The organism is Bacillus sp. 5mfcol3.1 (assembly GCF_900114335.1).
In the GTDB taxonomy this organism is placed as follows: Bacteria; Bacillota; Bacilli; order Bacillales; family Bacillaceae_G; genus Bacillus_A; species Bacillus_A thuringiensis_S.
Genome location: NZ_FOST01000002.1, coordinates 240,021 through 259,252, shown reverse-complemented (window position 1 = coordinate 259,252; position 19,232 = coordinate 240,021). Strand labels below are relative to the sequence as shown.

Below are 19,232 nucleotides of genomic sequence, written 5' to 3'. Positions count from 1 at the left end.
TTATATTTTCACAACTACATTTTCTTCCCCGACAATTTTACGAAGTGCTCCTAAACATTCTTCACTTGGATGAATCGATAAACTTCGAGATAATTGTACCATTTTATGTTCCTTTTCATAATAAATTAGTACTTTCGCAAAACCTGAATAGTCGAACAATATTTTCGTAACCTGATTTAAAAGCTTTTTCTCATACTGAGACGGCAATTTCACGTAAACAGATGCATCTTTCTTTTCTTCATAAACATCCATTTCCTCTAGCGGATATAGTCCATTTACAATCCATTGCAGCTTATGATTTCTTAGCTCAATCATGCCGTCAACTAAAACAATTGCTCCTTCTTGTAACTTATCCGAGAAATGTATATACGTTTCCGGGAAGAGGACCGCTTCCATTTCATCATTTTGATCACAGAATGTAATAAATGCCATCTTTTGAAACTTTTTCGTACGAATCACTCTCACACTTGTTATATACACAATAGCTCTTTGTACTTTTTTCTTGTGTCGCATCGCCTGAGCGAGAGATGGAATTTCTAATTCTTTTGCTAACTTTACATACTGCGCAGTCGGATAACTTGATAAATAAAAGCCAAGTGCTTCTTTCTCTTTATTTAGTTGTTCAATAAAAGATAGCTCTTCTCCTTGTACGTATTTTGATTTTGGAACAGCATCCCCTAAATCACGCGCGAGATTTGCGTACTCCAACGCCCCTTTAAGACTTTTCCATAAATTCGTTCTCGAAACACCAAAATCATCAAAACATCCCGACCAGACGAAAGCTTCTAAATTGCGCTCTGTTACAAACTTTGACGGCATACGGAGACAAAATTCAAATAAATCTTCGAACATTTTTTTCTCTCGTTCTTCTAATAATGCCGTCACTGTAGCCATTCCAATATTTCGAATCGAAAGTAAACTGTAACGTATCGCATTCCCCTCTATTTGGAAGTTGTAACCACTTTTTTGAAGAGACGGCGGCAAAACATGAAAACCCTTTCGCTTCGTTTCTCGTATATACTGTACAATTTTATCTTCATTTCCAATTGCACTTGATAATAGTGCCGTCATAAATTCCAGCGTATAGTTCGCTTTTAAGTAGGCAAGCTGATATCCGATCATACTGTAAGCTACAGCGTGACTTCGGTTAAAACCGTAATTCGCAAATCTTACAATTAAATCATAAATTTTCTCAGCAGACGTCTCATCGTAACCATTTTGCAAACAACCTTGGACAAAATGCTTACGTTCCTGATCTAAAATATCACGATTCTTTTTACTCACTGCACGGCGCAGTAAATCTGCTTCACCAAGCGAAAACCCTGCTAACTTCGATGCAATTTGCATAATTTGTTCTTGGTATACAATGACGCCGTATGTTCTTTCTAAAATTGGCTTTAAATCCGGATGTAAATATTCAATTTTTCTTTTTCCATGTTTCGATTCAATAAAGGTCGGTATCTGTTCCATCGGTCCCGGTCTGTATAATGAGTTAACAGCTACGATATCTTCAAACTCATTCGGTTTTAACCCGCGAAGTACATTTCGCATACCACCTGACTCAAGCTGGAATACACCTGTTGTATCCCCTCTTCCTAATAATTGGAACGTCTTTTCATCTTGAAGAGGTAAGTTTCTTATATCGATTTCTTTCCCTGTTTTGTTCGCGATAAATTTTATAATATTTTCAAGTAACGTTAAATTACGTAATCCTAAAAAGTCCATCTTAAGCAACCCAAGTTCTTCTAGCGCATCGGCTGGATATTGCGTAACATAAACATCGTTATGTCCTTCTTGAATTGCTACACTGCCTGTTAGCGGTTCTTGACTCATAATAACGCCAGCCGCATGAATAGACGTATGACGTGGTAAACCTTCTACACGTTTTGCGATTTCAAACACACGCTCATGCAGAAGATTTCCTTGTATAAACTCACGAAGTGATTGTGATTCTTCATATGCATCTTTTAACGTTATACCAAGCTTTGATGGGATAAGTTTTGAAAATATATCAATATCTCGCGGCGGAAGCCCCATTACGCGGGCAATGTCTCTAATTGCCGCTTTTGCTGCAAGCGTACCAAACGTTACAATTTGCGCAACACGGAGCTGACCGTATTTATCTTTCACATAGCGAATCATCTCATCACGTCTTACGTCTGGAAAATCAATATCAATATCGGGAAGCGTCACACGTTCAGGATTTAAAAACCTTTCAAATAATAGATCGTATTCAATCGGATCAATATCTGTAATTTCTAATACGTATGAGACGAGTGAACCAGCTGCCGATCCACGACCTGGTCCTGTTAAAATATGATTTTCATGTGCATACTTCATAAAATCCCATACGATGAGGAAATAATCACTAAATCCCATACGAGAAATAACATTTAATTCATGATTTAAACGCTTTATATGCACTTCTTTCGGCGCACCATATCGTTTCCGTAAACCTTCTTCACAAACACGACGCAAGTATATATCACTCGTTTCATTAGACGAAACAGGAAACTTCGGAAGTTGATTTACATGGAACGGTATTTCTACTTGGCAACGCTCTGCAATTTTCATTGTATTTTGGATTGCTTCCGGCGCATGGGAAAATAGTGCTTCCATTTCATCCGATGACTTTAAATAATATTGATCTGTTTTCAGCCTCGGCCTATCTGGATCAGTCATTTTCGTTCCACTTTCAACAGATAGTAAACATTCGTGAACAAGTGCGTCACTTTGATTGATATAGCGCACATCGTTTGTTGCAACGACTGGAATATTAACCCTACTAATAAATTCAGGTAGTTTCTCTTGTAAAAGCAACTCATCTTGAATCGCATGATGCTGCAAACTCATATAAAAATGGCCGAACATATTTTGATATGTGCGAGCTACTTCTTCAGCCTGACTCTCATTGTCTTCTAGTAATAATTGCTCAATTTCGCCATCTTTACCTGGTGAAATAGCAATTAATCCTTTCGCATAATGCGCAAGCCACTTCTTAGGAATACCTTCTTTGGATTTTGTCATAATACTGCTAGAAATCTTTAATAAATTTTGGTAGCCTATTTCATTCTCAGCAAGTAATACAAGTGGATAAGACCTTTCTTCTTCTTCACTAAAAATAGAAGCGGTTAATCCAATAACAGGCTGTATACCATGTTTCTTACATGCTTTATAAAACGGAATAACGCCATACATAACATTTTCATCCGTAATAGCCAGCGATGAAAAACCAAGTTCTTTCGCCCTGACTACAAGCTCATCAATTTTACAAGCACTTTTTAATAAACTAAAAACGGTTTGACATTGTAAATGCACAAACTTCACTGTTGTACCCTCTCTTTACCTATTTGACTACTTTTATTATAGGTGATGAGGAAAGCGGAAATCAAAACATACTTCTTATACTTTGTCCATATATATGAAGAAGAAAGGGGAATGACGATGGATGTAAGAGAACATACTTTTTTCTCTCTGCTTATTATTAGTTATTTTATTGCCTTTGGGGTTATACTTGGCGGTTCATTAATTGGTGGATTTGGTGCGTTTCTTATCGGAAAACCAGCTCTAACTTACATTAATCAATTCGCCCAAAATTTAAGAATTTGGGCACTCGTTGCAGCAATTGGTGGAACATTCGATACCTTTTATAGCTTTGAAAGAAGTTTCTTTGGCGGAGATATGAAAGATATCGTAAAACAAATTCTCCTTATTTTTTTCGCAACTGGTGGTATGCAAACAGGTCTCATTATTATTAAATGGCTAACGCAGGAACATGTATGAGAGTACCAAGTGCCAATACAGCAAAAAGATGGTACTTAGTATTAGCTGGTGCTGCTGTTGGAGGCGTGTTGAGCTGGTTTATTTTTTTGTACATATACGGTGTTTTTCAAGAAGAACAAGCTAGTAAAATAGCAGAACAAAGAGAAATTATAGAAAAACAAGAAGCAAAGCTCCACGTCCTTCTCGAAGATCAAGAAAAATTGAACACTGAAAACAAACGGCTCTTAACCATTCAAGAGATTAAAATAAAACTTATCAATCGAGAAAAATACGATTTAGACAATCTTACACTCGAAAATATGACTACATCTATCCATAATGATCTCCAGCATCTTTTAACGAAAAACATTCAAAGTATCGCAAAAAATAAAGACCTACTCAAAAAGGTAATCGAAAACAAAACGTACAAACATTACGATCGACTATACCGTTTTAAAGTCGATACAATATCTTTTGATACAGTGCTTGAAATTAGCATTACTATAGAAAAGGAAAAATAAAGAAGGAGGGCTTTAGCGCCGCTCCTTCTTTTCGTTCTAACATATAGTCCCTTATTTACAAATCTCACGTAAATCAGCAAAAAGACGATCCGCTTCTTCCCAAGAAGATGCCTTGGCACCAGAAGCCATCGGATGTCCTCCGCCGTTATATTGCATTGCCAATTTGTTTATAACTGGTCCTTTTGAACGAAGACGAACACGAATTACGTCGTCTTCCTCTAAAAATAGAACCCACGCCTTTAATCCATCAATATTGCCAAGCGCTCCAACAACACCAGATGCTTCAGAAGGAAGTACATCAAATTCTTCTAATACTTCTTTCGTTAATTTAATGTAAGCTGCTCCTTCTTCTACCATCGTAAAGTTTTGTAAAATATAACCGTTTAAACGAGCAATTTTTTCTTTTGTCTTATACATTTCATTGTATAAATCTGTGAATTTCACACCCATGTCAACAAGCTCACTTACGTAACGAAGTGTTTTTGCTGTCGTATTTGGGAATAAGAAACGACCTGTATCTCCAACAATTCCTGCTAAAATAAGGCGGGCTGCTTCTTTTGTTATTTTTAATCCTTTATCTTTTCCATAGTTATAAAACTCATAAATCATTTCACTTGTCGAACTCGCTGTCGTATCTACCCACGTAATATCTCCATATGGATCTTCATTTGGATGATGATCAATTTTAATTAACATCTTCCCTTTTGTATAGCGTTGATCGTCAACACGTTCTTGATTCGCAGTATCACAAACAATAACAAGCGCATTTTCGTATACACTATCTTCAATATCATTCATTACTCGTAAGTATGCTAACGACGGTTCATTGTACCCAACCGTATAAATATTTTTCTCTGGAAACGATTCTTTTAGAATTGTACCAAGGCCACCCTGTGAACCTAATGCATCTGGATCCGGACGCACGTGGCGATGAATAATAATTGTATCAAACTCTTTAATTGCTCCTAAAATTTGCTCATGCATATGTATAATCTCCTTTTTAATCAACTTCTTCACTTTATCTCTCATTATAACGGAAAGTATTTCATACATGCGAACAATTGCTTTATAATAAAAGTTAGAAAGTTTAGATATTTCTTTTTTCTCCACTATTTTTTTCATAAAACGATGGGAGTGTTCATTATGCCAGTATTAGTCTTCTGTATTATCATCTCATTTATGTTGTATCTCTTCTACAAAACAAAATACTTTCGTACAAACCGCCCAATGGAGAAAGGTTGGCTCTCTGGAAAATCCGCAATGGCACTCGGTTCATTCGTCTTATTCTTCGGGATAAACCAATTCTTTTTAGAACTTTCAACCGCTCGTATTATCGTTGGTATCTTATTCGTTCTATTTGGTAGTGCAAGTGTATTTAATGGATTTCGCCAATACACACATTTCTTACCATTAGCAGTTAAAGAAGCAGAAGTCTATGAAACAACGTAAAAAAGCATCAAAATTGTGATGCTTTTTTACGTCCTCTAACTTTTAAAATCATATATGCGACAAACGCAGATGGTATATTAAATGGGTTACCTTGTACGTGAAAATGTAATTGTTCTTCTCCAAAAGACATTTTTTCATATAGCTCTCGCTGAGATAATCCTGTCTTTTCCTTTTTTTCATGTAAACCTTGTAAATATAAATATTGGATCGGTATCATTACAAGAAAGTAAAATAGTGCGATACTACCAAAAAAGAGTACGGCTGACGACATAATGTATACCACCTTTCATAAATCCATTTTCTTACAATATAATCATAACACAATATACAACCAAATTAAATTACTATTCTGTCTTTTATTGCGTTACTTTTCCACTCCACCCCATACATATTTCACTAAAACTCTCATCTAAAACCATGCCTTTCAAATTTAAAACAACAAAAAAGATGGAACAAATCAAAACGATTTGTTCCATCTTTTTATTTATCAATTAACTGAACCATAAGTAATGCTTTTCCAACGACATTGCCCTCATGATGCACCTCTACATCAACCTTACCAAATTTACGCCCAATTTCTAATACTTTCGGATGAACGGACACAACATTATCAATTTGAACCGGCTTTACGAAATAAATCGTTAAGTTTTCAACAATTAAATCGCTTTTCTTTTGCGCACGAATGACGCGATTTGTCGCTTCTGTCACAATTGTTGCAAATACACCGTACGATAACGTTCCGATTGAGTTTGTCATTTGCGGCGTCACTGAAAATTGATATAGATGCTCATTTTTCGCTTCTTTTGGCGTCATAAATTGATTCGTTACAATATCATCAATTGTTTCTCCAACTTGTGGCTGACGTTGAATCATTTGCAGTGCCTGAAGTACATCTTGACGGCTAATGATACCTTGCAGTTTATTTCCTTCCTCAACGACAGGAAGTAATTCAATTCCTTCCCACACCATCATACGTGCCGCAGCTGCGACAGACATTTTACCATTCACTGTAATTGGGTGTTTTGTCATTACTTTATCAATTGGTGTTTCTTTCGCTACACCGATCATGTCTTTTGAAGTTACGATTCCTAGCACTTTTTTATTTTCATCGACAATTGGATATCTTCCGTGCATTGTCTCTTCATTATATGCATGCCATTGCTGTACTGTATCATGTGGCTTTAAATATAACGTTTCTTCAATTGGTGTTAAAATATCCTCAACAAGTACAATTTCTTTCTTAATCAGTTGATCATAAATTGCACGGTTAATTAACGTTGCGACCGTAAATGTATCGTAGCTACTTGAAATAATCGGCAGCTTTAATTCGTCTGCTAATTTCTTCACATGATCTTCCGTATCAAATCCACCCGTAATTAATACAGCGGCTCCAGTTTCTAGCGCTAATTGATGTGCATTCGTACGGTTACCAATAATGAGTAAATTCCCAGCTTCTGTATAGCGCATCATCGCTTCTAATTTCATAGCTCCGATTACGAATTTATTTAATGTTTTATGTAGTCCTTCTCTGCCCCCAAGTACTTGACCGTCGACAATGTTAACGACTTCTGCATATGTCAGTTTTTCGATATTTTCTTTCTTCTTTTGTTCAATTCGAATTGTTCCGACACGTTCAATTGTACTAACATACCCTTTATTTTCTGCATCTTTAATTGCACGGTAAGCTGTCCCTTCACTTACACTCAAATCTTTCGCAATTTGTCTTACAGAAATTTTATGGCCTACTGGCAGGCTATTAATATGTTCTAAAATTTGGTTATGCTTGGTAGCCAAATGGTTTCACCATACTTTCTTTTCCCTAAATTCTTCATGTGTTGTACTTTCAGTATACTATATTTTCAAAACTGTTACACTCTCTCTTTGCATACCTGTACTATTTTTTTTATAACAAAATGACTCTTACATTCCACCAGTCATTCTATTACAACAATGTAATGCTATTGTCATCTCATTCGATAGTTCGCCCACTTGATTCCCTATACAATGAAGACAAGAAATAAAACAAAGGAGCGGACACATGATGAAAAAATTTTTAGAGGTTGTAGGTGCTGTATTTTTAGCTTTCGTAGATGGGAAAAAAGTTGCAATGGAATTGAATGAAACACCTGAACAACCACGTACCAAAAGAAAAGAATCACCAAAACAAATACAAGCATTAAAAGCTGTTCTACACACGTAAAAACCCTTCACTTTTCTTTTCAAATGAAGGGTTTCTTTTCTATAGTGTAATACTTTCTCCAGCTTCTAATACTTTCCCTGTACAATTTTGTAGCTTTTCTACAAATTGATATGGATCTTGTTCAATAACTGGGAACGTATTGTAATGCATCGGTACAACAGTTTTCGCATTAATCCATTTTGCCGCTAGTACAGCATCTTCTGGTCCCATTGTGAAATTATCACCAATTGGTAAAAATGCTAGATCAACTTTATTTAATTCCCCAATTAACTTCATATCAGAGAATAGTGCAGTATCTCCTGCGTGGTACACTGTTTTCTCTTCTGCTGTAAATAAAATACCTGCTGGCATACCTGTATATGTAATCGTCTTATTTGCTTCATCAATATAACTAGAGCCGTGGAATGCTTGTGTAAACTTCACTTTCCCGAAGTCAAATTCATGTGAACCACCAATATGCATCGGATGTGTATTTACACCTTGCCAACTTAAAAATGTTGCTAGTTCAAATGGCGCTACAACAACTGCATTATTTTTCTTCGCAAGTTCTACTGTATCTCCAACATGATCACCGTGTCCATGCGATAAAAGGATTGCATCCACTTTTACATCTTCAGCTTTTAAATCTGTTTTCGGATTACCTGTTAAAAACGGGTCAATTAAAATAACTTTTCCATTCGCCTCAATTTTCACAACTGAATGCCCATGATAAGATACTTTCATTATTACATTCCTCCCCTATTCACATTCTCACTTTTTATTCTACATGATTTTTCAATTCCCTGTCTTTTCTAACATCTATTTACTTGTCATAACGCTTTCTTCCGAGTTAAAGTTATATTTGTAATTAAATATCTCGGGGGTGCCAATCGATGAATGCTAGATTAGAAAATTTAATGCAATGGCTAAAAGAAAAAAACGTAGAAGCTGCGTTCTTAACTTCTACACCGAACGTCTTCTACATGACGAACTTCCACTGTGAACCGCATGAAAGATTACTTGGTATGTTTGTATTCCAAGAAAAAGAACCTATTTTAATTTGTCCTAAAATGGAAGAAGGTCAAGCACGTAACGCTGGCTGGGCACATGAAATTATCGGATTTACTGATACTGACAGACCATGGGATATGATTGCAAAAGCAATTAAAGACCGCGGCATCAATGCAAATGCAGTTGCAATTGAAAAAGAACATTTAAACGTAGAGCGCTACGAAGAATTAACGAAATTATTCCCAAATGCAGCTTTCAAATCAGCTGAGGAGAAAGTTCGCGAACTTCGTTTAATTAAAGATGAAAAAGAACTTTCTATTTTACGCGAAGCAGCTAAAATGGCGGACTACGCTGTTGAAGTTGGTGTAAATGCAATTAAAGAAAACCGTAGCGAGCTAGAAGTATTAGCAATTATTGAACACGAATTAAAAACAAAAGGCATACATAAGATGTCATTTGATACGATGGTATTAGCGGGTGCAAACTCCGCTCTTCCACACGGTATTCCTGGCGCAAACAAAATGAAGCGCGGTGATTTCGTACTATTTGATTTAGGTGTAATCATTGAAGGTTATTGCTCTGATATTACACGTACAGTAGCATTCGGTGAGATTTCTGAAGAGCAAACTCGCATTTACAACACTGTACTTGCTGGACAACTACAAGCAGTTGAAGCATGTAAACCAGGTGTTACACTTGGCGCAATCGATAACGCTGCTCGTTCTGTTATCGCAGATGCAGGTTACGGAGACTTCTTCCCGCACCGACTTGGTCATGGACTTGGAATTAGCGTACACGAATATCCAGATGTAAAAGCTGGTAACGAGTCTCCATTAAAAGAAGGTATGGTCTTCACAATCGAACCTGGTATTTACGTACCAAACGTAGGTGGCGTTCGTATTGAAGATGATATTTACATTACAAAAGACGGATCAGAAATTTTAACGAAATTCCCGAAAGAATTACAATTTGTAAAATAATAAAAAGGCAGCGTGAATGCTGCCTTTTTTTATTCCTCTACTATTTCAAATTTCTCTACAATCATTCTTGCTGGATAGCTTTCAAGTATTTGAGAAAACCATACTTTTATTTTATCCCCTGTTTTTAACTGTTTATATGCGTCTTTGTCCTTAAAGCTCAAGACTATATGTGATGGATGCTCTTTATTCATTTGTTGTTCTATATAATTTTGTAACTCTACTTTTGTGTTAAACGTTTTATCATCGACAAAAAATACCGTGTCATTTCTTAATATGATATACCCTTCTTTAGGGACTTCTTTTACCGTTACCTGCTCTACTTGTTTTGTAGTACAAGCTGATAATATGACTAGAAATACATTTAAAAACATAACAATTTTCACATGCCTATTCATTTTTAACTCCTTACTTTAGGCTATTTCAAATTTAACACCATCTTCTCCTCATACTTATCATCCCATTTAATTACAACTTCTATCGGTTCATCTTTAGATAGAGGTGCACAACTTACACAAGAAGATTTTATTTCAACCCTTGCTCCTTTATGAACTTCTGACGTTTGTGTCATTGTACTAAAGGCTCCATTAATAGCAATCTCTAAGTTTTTAAATTCTGTCTTTCCATCCCCACCCTTATATTGAAACGTAAACATTCCATCTTCACTGTCATCCTTAATATGCCCTTTATATTGTCCAGTCCAACTTTTGCTCTCGCTAGAAAAATTAACATACGAAATGGAACAGCTTCCTAAAAAGAAAATACTAATAAAAAAGAATAATGCTCTCTTCATAATGCCCTCTCCATTCAAATGCACTTATTTATCCCGCATTTACGGACAGTAAGATCCCCACATCAAAATTCGGTGAAAGCAAAGAAGTTAGGTGGGGAATCCCCCCCACTAATTAAAGTTTCACTTCATTGCCTATTCCTTCCTTTTATTATACTATTAAAATACAGAATTTTCTAAAACAGGAGGTTTATATGTTACAACAACAGTTAGAAAAAATTCGTAATAATAATTACATCATAGATAACACACTTCATATTGATTCTTTAAGTTCCAGTATGCTTGAACATATCGGTGTTACTGATAGCTACTTAAGGGACAAACTCATCTACTCTACTTTTTATCATCTCATCAAAAATCGCTATCTTTCACACACACAATTACAGAAACTATTATTAGAAAGCATCGGTGAAAAATATTTATTGTATAAGATTCATTCAGATGATGAAGATGCTGTATTTACTCGTGCATTTACAACCTTATTAATTGCGCTCATTATAGATGCAGATACAACTCATAATTTCTTATCACAGAATGATATTTTAACTGTAAAAGATCAATTAATTCTATATATGAACAATGAACATGATTTCCGCGGATATGTGCAAGACCACGGATGGGCACATAGTATCGCACATGCTTCCGATACATTTGAGGCGCTTGTTCATAGTCCTAAACTAGAAACTTTACATTACGAAGAGATATTAAAAACTTTGTTAAACAAAGTTTTTGTCCATTCTATTTACTATAAATACGAAGAAGACGAGCGTCTCGTTTATCCGATTGTCGCAATGCTGCAAAATGGCCTAAAAGAAGAAATACTCATATTAGCCCTTCGTGACTTAGTAGCTCAATTACCGGTCCAAAAACAAGCACTACCTATTGAATCGTACGAGTTTTTATATGGAAATACAAAATCTTTCTTACGTAGCTTATTTTTCAGACTACGCACACTTTCTATATGTGAAGAAACCGAATTCGAAATTGAAAAATTGCTACAAGAGCTTCCAAAATATTATTAAAAAAGAAGGCCACTCAAAAAGTGCCTTCTTCTATTTCACTAATATTTAATTGAAATTTCACGATCCAAACTGAGAAAAGGTGGACAAGAAGCGCAAACGCCATACATGCTCCACTTAAAAAAGTTAGTATAGGATGCGAATACACGTGCCCCAATCCATAGGATATCGCCACGAAAAACATTGTTATGTAAATATAAATTGCTCCATGTATTTGCCTCATATAAACCTCCTTTTCCCATATTATAACATAAATTTTCTGATTATTCACATTAATTGCTTGTAATCAATATTTCTCAACTGTTACACCTCTTACAGCAGCCTTAATATACGGTGACCCTTGTAAACTTTGTAAATCCTCTGTTTTTCCTGTTACGACTATACCGTATATTGGTAGGTCTTTTGGTTTGGTGTTTTTTATTTCTTTATAATATTGTTCAAAATAATCACTTGGTATACCTTCACTATTTTTTGTTAAATACTTCATTTGGTACAGAAACTCTTTTGAGTTTATTGTTAAATCGTTTTTCACATCTTCTTTTACTTTTGCATAACTTCCTTCAAATCCAAAAACATTTCTAGCCATTTCCGCATTTAATACTGCGCCATTTTTAGGATCTTTTAACCCTACATAAGAATCACTTTTCTTTTCATTATATGTATCTACCCAAAACCAAACTGGCTGTACACTTTTCGGAAGCATCTCAATAATTTGTTCAGCTGTATACGATTTATCAAAAGATAAGGCTACTTCTGCAACTTTATTTTGCAAATCTCCAATATTTTTCAGGTCATCCACATAATTTTTATAAGTAACGAAAGGTAAATAAAACCTCATTTCCCTCTGCATTGTTTGCACATTATAATCTGGTATCGTAACAGCCTCTTCACCCCTTTTTTCCTCATCTAGACTAACAAGTTCACCATTGTAATGCTTCATACTATAACTCCATATACCAGATTCGTATATATCATTTACCCATTTCACTGGTTGACCAGCTATATTTTTATAAGAGTTATATATTACTGTACTTCCTGTCATACCAAGACTTAAATACATGCTTCCGCTGAAACGGATATTAGGCCCTTGAACCATATGTAGTGCATTCATTTCTCTTTCCATTTTTCTAAATGTTTGCTGAGAAAAGTAAGTTGCACCCAAAAACAAAGTTACTATAACCATAATGGACGCACAAATAGAAATAAGCCAGTTTCTCCAAAACTGCTTCCTCTTCGCTCTCTTCATCAAAGTCTTCATCTGCTTATCATTCATATTCAAATCAAAGTCCTTCCGACTCATCATTTCTCCTCCTATACAGTTTTTTAAATTGATTTCTTGCACGGTACAAGCTTGTTTTTACTGTATCTTCTTTCATACTTAATAAAATGGCAATTTCCTTATAAGATAGTTCATACTCATATTTCAACAGTAAAATATGACGATATTCCTCCGTCATCGTCTCCAATATTTCTTGTACTTCTCCTTGTAACTCACTTGTTAAAAGCACTTCATCTAATGACTTTTGCCCAATAAGAACGACTGATTCAATTGCGATTGGATTTAGTCTTTTTTCTTTCCGGTGCAAATCTCGGTGCTGGTTGATTGCAACTCTAAATAGCCACGGTGCTAAATGTCCTAACGGTATTTCCTCCATAAGCAATAAAGCTTTATACAACGTATCTTGCACAATATCTTCTGCTTCTTTTCTATCAGCTCCAATCTTAATTAAATATCCAAACACAGCTTTTGATTTCTCTATTAATAACGATTCAAACGTATCATGACTCATTCGGCTCTCCTCTCTATATACTCAACGTTTGAGAGCGTAAAATGTATACAGCTTTTCAAAAAAAAATCCCATAATAAAAAGCACATCCATTTTGATGCGCTTCTCTGAAATACTATTCTATTATTTCATCGCTTCCTTCACAACATCTTGAATCATAACAACTTCTGTTTTCATATCAATAGACGGTGCTTCTTCATCGATACATTCATACCAAAATGCTAAGTGCTTTTTATCAATTTCATGATGCGAATTTTCGACAAAAATACCACCTTCTCCTTGCACAGAATACCAATATAAGTACTCTTCTCCATCTCTTATTTCCCGGAAAATTGTCTCAACGTACATTTTTTCGTCGTTTAATGTCAAAAGCACTTCTTTCAAATTGTCATTAAGAAGCTGCATCCATTCATCTACTCGATGACTCTTACCAGGCTTAACTTTAAATCTTGTTAATTCTACATTCATTTTTATTCCCCCGTTTTCTTACGTACAAACAAACTATATTCTATTGGATGATAAAAACTTAATTTACTAGCTAATTTTCGCGAAGGAATATTGTCTACATAACAATCCCAGCTCGGTATAATGTCATTTTGCATGCAATGTTCAATGAACCTTGTTGCAACAGCTTGAGCTAATCCTTTCCCTTGATGTGCTTCATGTGTTGCAATATCTATTTCAGCAAAACCATTCCCGCTAAATATTGAGACACATTCAGCTACAATTATCCCATCTTGTTCTATACAAAATCCAAAACCACTGTTCAAAAACGTTTCTTTTGATCCCCAATACTCTTTGTAGTACTCCTCTTTAAATTCACTGCTGCGCTCTATATCTCTTCTATCAATACGCTTCACTTCATATGTATTTTTGTTAAAATCTCGTTGACTCTCTTCAAAGGTTACGCTTTGAAATTTCATTCGCGGGATGTCCCGAAGTACATTACTAAAACGCTCTTCTATCATCATTTCCCACTCTTCACTCGAAGTGAACAGTGTAAATCTCTTCTCTGTTTTTTCAATAGCCGTTTTTAAATATGAAAATAACTCTTCGTTATAATTTTGATCATCCGTATCACCAAATAAATAATAGATACCATTAGCTGTAATAATTAATCCTGCTGTTAATTGCCCGTTTATAAAAACCTCGCCATCTATCATTTGATCACATACCGCATAAGCAAACGTCGTCGTTCTTGTATTACCTTCTAAAACCGGAAGAACTTTTCTATAATCGGCTACAGATAATTTTTTCATAATTGCTCCACTTTAATCGTATCAGCCTCTATATGTTCAAAACAAAGATTTACCGTTCTCTTTAATGCTCTCGTTCTATGAATCGTACATGCTGGAATTAAAATAGAATCATTTGGCTTTAAAACCGCTGTTTCTCCATCTTCAAAATCAATAAGTAATTCTCCCTCTAGCACAATAAATAATTCATCCGAATTAGAATGATAGTGCCAATCATATTCACCAGTAAATACAGCGATTCGTAAACAATGACTGTTTATATTTGAAACGACGAAGTTTTTATGTTGATCTTGAATGTCTTTTGTTAATTCTATTAAGTTCACAGTTTCCATATTTCATCCTATCCTTTCGTTAGTCGTTCTTCTGAAAAATTAACTTAACCTCCACCATCACTTGAGCTACTACAATCACTACTACTGTAGTGACCGAATCCACTTGATGAGCTTGAAGTGTATGAAGATCTTTTGCTTCTTTTTCTATCTTTTTTACTTTCATGACTAGGCCATACTGTAGCAAAGAGTATAACGAATAAGGCTAATTCTATTACAACAAGTATAAATTCTAGAATGCTCTCAATAATATTGGGAGTTATCCCAAAACTGTAAAACACTCCAAATGAATACATACACAAAATTACATACAGAGCCATACAAATATACCGGAATGTTTTTTCTATCATAATGACTACTTTTTGTGAAAAAGGTATGTTCTGTTTCTGTTTTTTCTTTATGTACTTTTGTCTTTTAGCTTGCTTTTGCTTCCTTTTTTTACTCCCCATTGAATCCCCTCTTTTATTATATAATTCTAAATTATCATAATATAAATCGATTTACACCAATAAATAACAATTATTCACATGTTATTTCCCCATATAAAAAAGACCCTCCTTATGAAAAGGAAGGTCTCAAATGTATTTCTATTATGATAAAGCAGGAGCTTTTTCAAGTAGCTCTTTCGCATCAGCGTATTGTAAGCCGTGAGCTTCTGCAACTGCTTCGAATGTTACATATCCATCTAATGTGTTAATACCTTTTAATAATGCAGAGTTGCCTAGGCAAGCATCTTTATAGCCTTTGTTCGCAATTTGTACTGCATATGGTACTGTTACGTTTGTTAATGCAAGAGTTGACGTACGTGGAACCGCACCTGGCATATTAGCAACTGCATAATGAACAACGCCATGTTTTTCGTAAGTTGGGTTGTCATGAGTTGTAATACGATCAGTTGTTTCGAAAATACCACCTTGGTCAATCGCAATATCTACAACGACAGAACCCGGTTCCATTGATTGAATCATTTCTTCAGTTACAAGTTTTGGCGCTTTTGCACCTGGAATTAATACTGCTCCAATAACAAGGTCAGATTCTTTAACAGCTTCTGCAATGTTGTATGGATTAGACATTAATGTTTTTACTTGGTTACCGAAAATATCATCTAATTGACGAAGACGTTCTGCACTTAAGTCAATGATTGTTACATCTGCACCTAAACCTACTGCAATCTTAGCTGCGTTTGTACCAGCTTGACCACCGCCGATGATTGTTACTTTGCCGCGTTTTACCCCTGGAACGCCTGCAAGTAAAATACCTTTACCGCCTTTGTTTTTCTCAAGGAATTGTGCACCGATTTGTGCAGACATACGACCAGCTACTTCACTCATAGGTGCAAGTAATGGTAAAGAACGATTGTCTAATTGTACTGTTTCGTATGCGATTGATGCAACTTTGTTATCGATTAATGCTTTCGTTAATTCTGGTTCTGGAGCTAAGTGTAAGTATGTGAATAAAATTAAACCTTCACGGAAATAGCCGTATTCACTTGCTACTGGCTCTTTTACCTTCATAACCATATCTTGATTCCATGCTTCTTCAGCAGTTTCTACAAGTTTCGCACCAGCTTGTACGTATTCTTCATCTGTAAATCCAGATCCTAAACCTGCTCCTTTTTGAACAAAAACTTCGTGACCATTTTGTACTAAATGTACTGCTCCCGCTGGCGTCATTGCCACACGGTTTTCATTGTTTTTAATTTCTGTTGGAATACCGATACGCATGATTAGTTCCCCCTTGAGTTATGAAATGACCCCTGAATCATTTTTTAAAGCGCTTTCTACGCTCTTATATTTTAACATAATATCTCAATATTTGACAAAAAATAATACAAGTTTTCCGATAGATTTAATTTTATATTAAAGGACAGTATTATCCGCACCTCTCAGCACAATGGATAAACTGTCCAATTATTCGAAACTTCATCTTATTTTATTCTATCGATGTCTATGAATAACATCCACTGCACCAGTCACTTCAATAATTGTACCGGTAATCATATCGGAATCGTCCTCACATAAAAACGAAATGGTTCTTGCAATATCTTCACCTGTTCCAGATCTACCAATCGGTGTGTTATGCTCTTTCATCTGACGTGCTTCTTGAATAGTTGCCTCTTTCATATCGCCAATAATATCACCAGGACATACCATGTTCGCAGTAATACCATACTCCGCTTCTTCATAAGCAACTGTTTTCGTTAATGAAACAAGTCCTACTTTCGCTGCGGCAAAAGCTGAACGATAAATCCATCCCGGTGCACTATCCGCCCCTTGAAATCCGTAATTAATAATACGGCCAAAGTTCTGTTTTCTCATGACCGGAACAACAAGTTTTAATAAATGAAATACCGCTGTTAAATTTCCCTGAATCATTTCATTCCATTCATCTTCTTCATAATCAACTAACTTTTTTCGTTCAAATACATATGGACCAGCATTATTAATTAAAAAGTCAATTTTGCCAAAACGGCTCATCGCTTCTTCTACTATTTTATGTAAATCTTCCTTTTTCGTGACATCTGCTTGCACGAATTGTAGACGCTCTTCCACATCTTTATATGTTTCTTTCATCGTTTCCATAGCCGTGATATCGCTATGATACGTTACTGTTACTGAATAGCCTTTAGCCAATAACTTTTCTGTTACTTGCTTTCCTAAACCTTTCGTACCGGCTGTAATGAGCGCATGTCTCACAAAACTGCCCCCTTTTAAATTGCTATACTTCATATGTAACAAGTTCTCGCTCCAATTACAACTAAAATGAATTGAAACAGAGTTTTCAAAATTCTGTAACGTTTCTGGCAAGCACGTTACCAAAATTTGTTTTATAATTAAGTTGTAAACAGTTATAAAACAGATTGGGAGGAATTTACTATGAATAATACATATACAAATATTTTAATCGCGGTGGATGGTTCTAAAGAAGCAGAAAAAGCCTTTAAAAAAGCAATCCAAGTCGCAAAGCGCAACAATGCAACATTAACAATTGCTCATATCGTTGATGTAAAAGCGTACTCAGCTGTAGAGGCTTATAGCCGTGCAATTGCTGAACGTGCAAATCTATTTGCAGAAGACTTATTAGAAGACTACAAAAAAACTGCGCTTGAAGCTGGTCTTGAAAAAATTGAAACTGTATTAGAATTTGGTAATCCTAAATCTAAAATTTCAAAAGAAATCGCTCCAAACCATAAAGTAGATTTAATTATGTGTGGCGCGACTGGTTTAAATGCTGTTGAACGCTTCCTAATCGGTAGCGTCTCTGAACATATTATTCGCTATGCGAAATGCGATGTCCTTGTTGTTCGTGGTGATGAGGAGCAAGGTGAGCTTTAATTTATAGATAAAACACCAAGTCCACATAGGCTTGGTGTTTTTCATTTTATCAACTTCACTATAAACACAAGACATGCTACGACAACAACGGTAATTGCCAATACATAAGGCGGCAGAAACTTCAAAGACCATAATGCCATCATGATTGTCGCAACTGTTAAATACGTTTGCTTTGCATCTTCTGTCATTTTTTTACGAAGTAAGAAGACGTACAAATAGCCAATTGGCGGCGTAATGAAGCAAAGAACATATATGATTTTTGATTTTAAATACCATTTTTGTTCTCCAAGTTTCTTTATATCCCCTTCTATTCTCTTATGCTCTTGTTCTTTCGCTTCTTCTACAAGTGGGTCTTCCTCTTCTCCTCGCTTTTCTTTTATATAAGGAAGAAAGTGCATAAAAAAATAGTATGCGAATACGAACGCTCCAAATCCAATATTTAATCTTTCTAATGGAATATGCTCACTAAAAAAAGCAGCAGTAAGCACTACAGACAAACAGTATGTCATCATCCAAAATGAACGTTTTCTCTTTTTCCGTTCCATTTCTTTTTTGCCTTGTATATCTTTTCTTTTCGAAATCCATATAGAAATAAAGCAATCTACTACAGATAGAGCAAAAATAAATATCGCAACGTGTACTGTTTCTAAATCCTCAAATGAAAAGATATTTGGGAATGCAACATGCAATACAATTAGCGTGTACAAGATTAGCCCTATAAAATAAATACGTCTCATTTTTCATCCCTTTCTTATTTCCTAACATTACGTTAACATACATTTTTTAGAAATAGACGGACAAAATATATATGTGTAAA

At 35.3% G+C, this 19,232-nt stretch carries 24 protein-coding genes; 7 read left to right on the top strand and 17 right to left on the bottom strand.

Annotated features, from left to right (window positions below):
* Positions 1–3,327, bottom strand: coding sequence for a DNA polymerase III subunit alpha (gene dnaE / locus BM089_RS10595; protein WP_090976926.1), 3,327 nt, complete (start codon positions 3,325–3,327; stop codon positions 1–3).
* Positions 3,328–3,369: 42 nt separating this feature from the next.
* Here dnaE and BM089_RS10590 point away from each other — a divergent pair, with 42 nt between their 5' ends.
* Both BM089_RS10590 and ytrI read left to right on the top strand, forming a co-directional pair.
* Entirely contained in the window at positions 3,370–3,783 is a 414-nt protein-coding gene (locus BM089_RS10590; RefSeq protein ID WP_002005839.1) for a YtrH family sporulation protein, read from the top strand.
* Complete coding sequence (gene ytrI, locus BM089_RS10585; RefSeq protein WP_001265736.1) at positions 3,780–4,283, top strand: sporulation membrane protein YtrI; 504 nt, start codon at positions 3,780–3,782, stop codon at positions 4,281–4,283. Before BM089_RS10590 ends, ytrI begins: the two co-directional genes overlap by 4 nt.
* Positions 4,284–4,334: 51 nt before the next feature.
* Here ytrI and BM089_RS10580 read toward each other — a convergent pair whose 3' ends face one another.
* Entirely contained in the window at positions 4,335–5,267 is a 933-nt protein-coding gene (locus BM089_RS10580) for a DHH family phosphoesterase (protein ID WP_090976924.1), read from the bottom strand.
* A gap of 159 nt (positions 5,268–5,426) precedes the next feature.
* Here BM089_RS10580 and BM089_RS10575 point away from each other — a divergent pair, with 159 nt between their 5' ends.
* The gene (locus tag BM089_RS10575; protein WP_090976923.1) at positions 5,427–5,732 is read left to right on the top strand and encodes a YtpI family protein; all 306 of its coding nucleotides are present in this window, start codon (positions 5,427–5,429) and stop codon (positions 5,730–5,732) included.
* Between the two features lie 7 nt (positions 5,733–5,739).
* Here the strand turns inward: BM089_RS10575 and BM089_RS10570 are convergent, their stop codons facing one another.
* The gene (locus BM089_RS10570; RefSeq protein ID WP_000093046.1) at positions 5,740–6,003 is read right to left on the bottom strand and encodes a DUF3949 domain-containing protein; all 264 of its coding nucleotides are present in this window, start codon (positions 6,001–6,003) and stop codon (positions 5,740–5,742) included.
* A gap of 209 nt (positions 6,004–6,212) precedes the next feature.
* A complete protein-coding gene (locus BM089_RS10565) occupies positions 6,213–7,526 on the bottom strand; it encodes a CBS domain-containing protein (RefSeq protein WP_000201579.1) in 1,314 nt (437 codons plus the stop codon).
* Between the two features lie 244 nt (positions 7,527–7,770).
* Between BM089_RS10565 and BM089_RS31055 the strand changes: the two genes are divergently transcribed.
* Positions 7,771–7,932 (top strand): hypothetical protein, encoded by a 162-nt coding sequence (locus BM089_RS31055; protein WP_000976017.1) that lies wholly within the window; start codon positions 7,771–7,773, stop codon positions 7,930–7,932.
* Between the two features lie 39 nt (positions 7,933–7,971).
* Here BM089_RS31055 and BM089_RS10555 read toward each other — a convergent pair whose 3' ends face one another.
* Positions 7,972–8,655 carry a metal-dependent hydrolase gene (locus BM089_RS10555; RefSeq protein WP_000868922.1) on the bottom strand — a complete coding sequence of 228 codons (684 nt, stop codon included), beginning with the start codon at positions 8,653–8,655 and terminating at the stop codon, positions 7,972–7,974.
* A 149-nt stretch (positions 8,656–8,804) separates the two neighbouring features.
* Between BM089_RS10555 and pepQ the strand changes: the two genes are divergently transcribed.
* The gene (gene pepQ, locus BM089_RS10550) at positions 8,805–9,902 is read left to right on the top strand and encodes a Xaa-Pro dipeptidase (RefSeq protein WP_000994037.1); all 1,098 of its coding nucleotides are present in this window, start codon (positions 8,805–8,807) and stop codon (positions 9,900–9,902) included.
* 29 nt (positions 9,903–9,931) lie between these two features.
* On the opposite strand, the gene BM089_RS10545 is transcribed toward pepQ, so the two are convergent.
* On the bottom strand, positions 9,932–10,297 hold the full coding sequence (locus BM089_RS10545) for a DUF3221 domain-containing protein (RefSeq protein ID WP_090976921.1): 366 nt from the start codon (positions 10,295–10,297) through the stop codon (positions 9,932–9,934).
* A 20-nt stretch (positions 10,298–10,317) separates the two neighbouring features.
* On the bottom strand, positions 10,318–10,692 hold the full coding sequence (locus tag BM089_RS10540) for a hypothetical protein (RefSeq protein WP_000816700.1): 375 nt from the start codon (positions 10,690–10,692) through the stop codon (positions 10,318–10,320).
* A 191-nt stretch (positions 10,693–10,883) separates the two neighbouring features.
* On the opposite strand from BM089_RS10540, the gene BM089_RS10535 reads away from it, so the two are divergent.
* Positions 10,884–11,711 carry a DUF2785 domain-containing protein gene (locus tag BM089_RS10535; RefSeq protein ID WP_075718711.1) on the top strand — a complete coding sequence of 276 codons (828 nt, stop codon included), beginning with the start codon at positions 10,884–10,886 and terminating at the stop codon, positions 11,709–11,711.
* A gap of 13 nt (positions 11,712–11,724) precedes the next feature.
* On the opposite strand, the gene BM089_RS10530 is transcribed toward BM089_RS10535, so the two are convergent.
* The 9 genes from BM089_RS10530 to BM089_RS10490 form a co-directional block, all read right to left on the bottom strand.
* Entirely contained in the window at positions 11,725–11,931 is a 207-nt protein-coding gene (locus BM089_RS10530; protein ID WP_001248905.1) for a hypothetical protein, read from the bottom strand.
* A 63-nt stretch (positions 11,932–11,994) separates the two neighbouring features.
* Positions 11,995–13,008: an anti sigma factor C-terminal domain-containing protein gene (locus BM089_RS10525; RefSeq protein WP_071731420.1), complete on the bottom strand. Its 1,014-nt coding sequence runs from the start codon at positions 13,006–13,008 to the stop codon at positions 11,995–11,997.
* Positions 12,989–13,498, bottom strand: coding sequence for an RNA polymerase sigma factor (locus BM089_RS10520; protein WP_089171831.1), 510 nt, complete (start codon positions 13,496–13,498; stop codon positions 12,989–12,991). The genes BM089_RS10525 and BM089_RS10520 overlap by 20 nt, the downstream gene beginning before the upstream one ends.
* A gap of 120 nt (positions 13,499–13,618) precedes the next feature.
* Positions 13,619–13,963 (bottom strand): DUF6176 family protein, encoded by a 345-nt coding sequence (locus tag BM089_RS10515; protein ID WP_001100204.1) that lies wholly within the window; start codon positions 13,961–13,963, stop codon positions 13,619–13,621.
* A 2-nt stretch (positions 13,964–13,965) separates the two neighbouring features.
* Positions 13,966–14,754, bottom strand: coding sequence for a GNAT family N-acetyltransferase (locus BM089_RS10510; RefSeq protein WP_078400665.1), 789 nt, complete (start codon positions 14,752–14,754; stop codon positions 13,966–13,968).
* Positions 14,751–15,083: a cupin domain-containing protein gene (locus BM089_RS10505; RefSeq protein ID WP_000450933.1), complete on the bottom strand. Its 333-nt coding sequence runs from the start codon at positions 15,081–15,083 to the stop codon at positions 14,751–14,753. The genes BM089_RS10510 and BM089_RS10505 overlap by 4 nt, the downstream gene beginning before the upstream one ends.
* 44 nt (positions 15,084–15,127) lie before the next feature.
* Positions 15,128–15,529, bottom strand: coding sequence for a hypothetical protein (locus tag BM089_RS10500; RefSeq protein WP_090976919.1), 402 nt, complete (start codon positions 15,527–15,529; stop codon positions 15,128–15,130).
* 141 nt (positions 15,530–15,670) lie between these two features.
* Positions 15,671–16,804, bottom strand: a complete 1,134-nt coding sequence (gene ald / locus BM089_RS10495; RefSeq protein WP_001219401.1) for an alanine dehydrogenase — start codon at positions 16,802–16,804, stop codon at positions 15,671–15,673.
* 213 nt (positions 16,805–17,017) lie between these two features.
* A complete protein-coding gene (locus BM089_RS10490) occupies positions 17,018–17,809 on the bottom strand; it encodes an SDR family oxidoreductase (RefSeq protein ID WP_090977626.1) in 792 nt (263 codons plus the stop codon).
* A gap of 147 nt (positions 17,810–17,956) precedes the next feature.
* On the opposite strand from BM089_RS10490, the gene BM089_RS10485 reads away from it, so the two are divergent.
* Positions 17,957–18,415: a universal stress protein gene (locus BM089_RS10485; RefSeq protein WP_001066673.1), complete on the top strand. Its 459-nt coding sequence runs from the start codon at positions 17,957–17,959 to the stop codon at positions 18,413–18,415.
* A gap of 41 nt (positions 18,416–18,456) precedes the next feature.
* Here BM089_RS10485 and BM089_RS10480 read toward each other — a convergent pair whose 3' ends face one another.
* Positions 18,457–19,152 (bottom strand): hypothetical protein, encoded by a 696-nt coding sequence (locus BM089_RS10480; RefSeq protein ID WP_090976918.1) that lies wholly within the window; start codon positions 19,150–19,152, stop codon positions 18,457–18,459.
* Positions 19,153–19,232 lie beyond the last annotated feature (80 nt).